The following is a 3,408-nucleotide window of genomic DNA, read 5'->3' on the forward strand; positions in this document are numbered from 1 at the left end:
TTATCTCATCAACCGAATTTATTATAGAGCCTCTATTTTTGTACCACAAATCAAAAAACTGAGACTTTCTTACCAGTCTCAGTTCTTCAAAATTAATTATTCATTTAAACCCATTTTTTCTTTAACTACATCTGCGATTTGTTGTGCATAGCTTTCAGCTTTTTCATCTGTTGCAGCTTCTACCATGACACGTACTAATGGCTCTGTACCTGAAGGACGTACTAAAATGCGTCCTTCACCGTTCATGTCAGCTTCTACGCGGTCCATTTCTGCTTTAACATCAGCATTATCAGTCACTGCATATTTATCTGTTACACGTACGTTAATTAATGATTGTGGGTATTTTTTCATTTGTTCAGCAAGTTCGCTTAATGGTTTACCTGTTAATTTCACAACAGCTGCTAATTGTACACCTGTTAATAAACCATCACCTGTAGTATTGTAGTCCATCATTACGATGTGGCCTGATTGTTCACCACCAAGGTTGTAATTACCTCTACGCATTTCTTCTACTACATAACGGTCGCCAACTTTAGTTTTATTAGATTTGATGCCTTCTGCTTCTAATGCTTTGTAGAAACCTAAGTTACTCATAACAGTAGAAACAATCATGTTATCGTTTAATTCTTGGTTTTTAGACATTTCTTGACCAATAATGAACATGATTTGGTCACCATCAACGATGTTACCTTTTTCATCAACAGCAATTAAACGGTCTCCATCTCCATCAAAAGCTAAACCAAAATCGCTTTCAGTTTCCACAACTGTTTGCGCTAAAGCTTCAGGATGCGTTGATCCGACACCGTCATTGATATTGTAGCCGTCTGGGCTGCAACCAATAACTTCTGTATCAGCTTCTAAATCACCGAATAAGAATGGTGCAAGTTGTGATGTTGAACCATTTGCGCCATCTAACGCAATTTTTAAACCTTCAAAATTAACATCGACAGTTGATTTTATATAGCTTAAGTATTTTTGAGTACCTTCGAAGTAGTCCGAATACTGAACAATATCATTTCCGATTGGACGTGGTAAGTCAGGATTTTCTTCGTCTAATAATGCTTCAATTTCTTGTTCTTGATCATCAGATAATTTAAAGCCGTCTGAGCCGAAGAATTTAATTCCATTATCTGCTACTGGATTATGAGAAGCTGAAATCATAACACCTAATTCAGCATCCATTTCTTTTGTTAAGTATGCTACACCTGGTGTAGAAATAACGCCTAATCGCATTACTTCAGCACCGATAGAAATTAAACCTGCGATTAACGCAAATTCCAACATTTCCCCAGAAACACGTGTATCACGTCCTACAAGGACTTGTGGATGCTTCTTGTCTTCATTGTGCGCTAAAACATAACCGCCGTATCTACCTAGTTTAAAAGCCAGCTCTGGAGTTAATTCTTCGTTTGCTACACCTCTGACTCCGTCTGTCCCAAAATATTTGCCCATTTCAAAATTCTCCTTTAATGCTTAATTTATTTCGCTGATATAGTAGCTTTGATATCGCTCGCATCAGCATCTTTAACTTTGTCAGGTAATTCCATCTTCACAGCAGCTTCATCTGAATTTTCGAAGTCTGCTAAATCAACCACTGCTGTTACACTATGGATATCACTTAACTCATCTCTATTTCCAAAAATTTCAATTTGTTGTTTAGACAAATTAACATTATCAGCATTTAACTTAGAATTTGATTTACCGATAACTTTCTTTTTAATATCTACTTTCTTGCTGTAAGGTTCTAACTCTACAGTAATATTAACAGTGCTTGGTTTTGTAATCACATCAAGTTTCTTCAAGTTTTTATCAAAAGCTACAATTTCACCAACATCTGTTGTATCGTCGTTGATATCTGTATCATTTTTGAATGTTGCTTTTAAGTAAGCAATACTATCTACTTGATGTTGTCCACCTATCACTTTAACTTTCTTTGGTGTCACAGTTTGATTTTTGATTTGATAGTTAGAATTGATGTACGATTCACTCACATCAGGCGTTACTGTCATCATCTTTGTTACTTTCTTCTCAAGATTAACAGTCGCTTGTTTAGGATTAACAGTACCCTCTACTTCATTATCCAAACCTTTAATAACGTAATCAACTTTGTGACGACCTAATGATGTTTTAGTTAGATCTAATTCGACTTTAATGTCATCTGATTGTTCTGCTTTCAACACTTTGGATTGTGTACCTTTAATTTGAACGTCTACGCTGTCAGGTATGCCTGAAGCGTATAAATTTTTACTGTTATATGTAGCTTCTACAGGTACATTCGAAATTGTGCGTGTTGAAGTTTGTGATAGTTTAGATGTTCCAAAGATATCTCCAAAGACATTGTTCACTGTTAAAAAGAAAGCTAATGCTAAGACAAATGCTACAAATCTTAAACCCCATTTGCTCTCAAACATTCTACTTCACGCCTTTCTTTGGAAGTCTTGTATCAAACCAATGTTCAGCTAATAATTCTTCAAAGACTTCTAGTGAGATGTCTTTACGTAATTTTCCATCAAACGTTACAGAAATAGAACCAGTTTCTTCAGATACCACTGCGGTAAATGCATCAGAAACTTCTGAGATACCTACTGCAGCACGGTGTCTTGTTCCTAAACTCTTTGAAATCTTAGAACTATCAGAAAGTGGTAAATAACAAGCAGCACTTGCAATCTTTGTTCCTTGAATAATCATTGCACCATCATGCAACGGTGTATTAGGAATAAAGACATTCGTCAAAAGCTCTTGTGAAATATCAGAATCCATTGGTATACCTGTCTCAATGTAATCTTGAAGACCTGTCTTTTTCTCAAACACAATTAAAGCACCAATTCTTCGTTTGGCCATGTATTGTACTGCTCCGCCAACTGCTTTAATCAATTTCTCTTGATCTGCTGATGAATTAGCAACATAGCGTTTAAACAGGTTACCTCTACCTAACTGCTCAAGTGCACGTCTGATTTCTGGTTGGAAGATCACAATGATAGCTAAGAACCCCCATTGGATAACCATATCAAACAATCTTGCAGTAGTAGTCAAGTCTAAAGCAGCACTGACCCAACGACCAATTACAATAACAATGATACCTTTGAGTAGTTGGATTGCTTTAGTACCTTTGAATACTGTGATTAACAGATAAATCACATACCAGACTATAAGTAAGTCTAGAATACTTGTTATTAACTTTACCGTATTGAAATTTTCAAAAATGCCGCCAAAATTCATAGCATCTCCTCCGGTAACCTAATTACAATGAATGCTGTATGATTGATTATTACAGCGCTCATACATATAAATTATAGCATACATCCCCCTTTAGCTTAGAATAAAAATACATACACAATTGAATTATATACTTGAATTCAAATAGCAAAGGAAAAAGGCTCTTTGTCAAATTCGGTTGATATATAAAAA

The 3,408-nt window shown here is 35.5% G+C and carries 3 protein-coding genes; all 3 read right to left on the reverse strand.

The features are described from left to right. Positions 1–96: 96 nt before the first annotated feature. From glmM to cdaA, 3 genes are read right to left on the reverse strand one after another with little or no spacing between them, the layout of a single operon-like run. Positions 97–1,452 carry a phosphoglucosamine mutase gene (gene glmM / locus HMPREF2937_RS07230; RefSeq protein WP_002481838.1) on the reverse strand — a complete coding sequence of 452 codons (1,356 nt, stop codon included), beginning with the start codon at positions 1,450–1,452 and terminating at the stop codon, positions 97–99. Positions 1,453–1,478: 26 nt separating this feature from the next. Continuing rightward, on the reverse strand, positions 1,479–2,411 hold the full coding sequence (locus HMPREF2937_RS07235) for a CdaR family protein (protein WP_070864315.1): 933 nt from the start codon (positions 2,409–2,411) through the stop codon (positions 1,479–1,481). A gap of 1 nt (position 2,412) precedes the next feature. Then, entirely contained in the window at positions 2,413–3,219 is an 807-nt protein-coding gene (cdaA, locus tag HMPREF2937_RS07240; RefSeq protein WP_002481840.1) for a diadenylate cyclase CdaA, read from the reverse strand. Positions 3,220–3,408 lie beyond the last annotated feature (189 nt).

This window comes from Staphylococcus sp. HMSC061G12 (assembly GCF_001838465.1).
GTDB classification, from domain to species: Bacteria; Bacillota; Bacilli; order Staphylococcales; family Staphylococcaceae; genus Staphylococcus; species Staphylococcus simulans.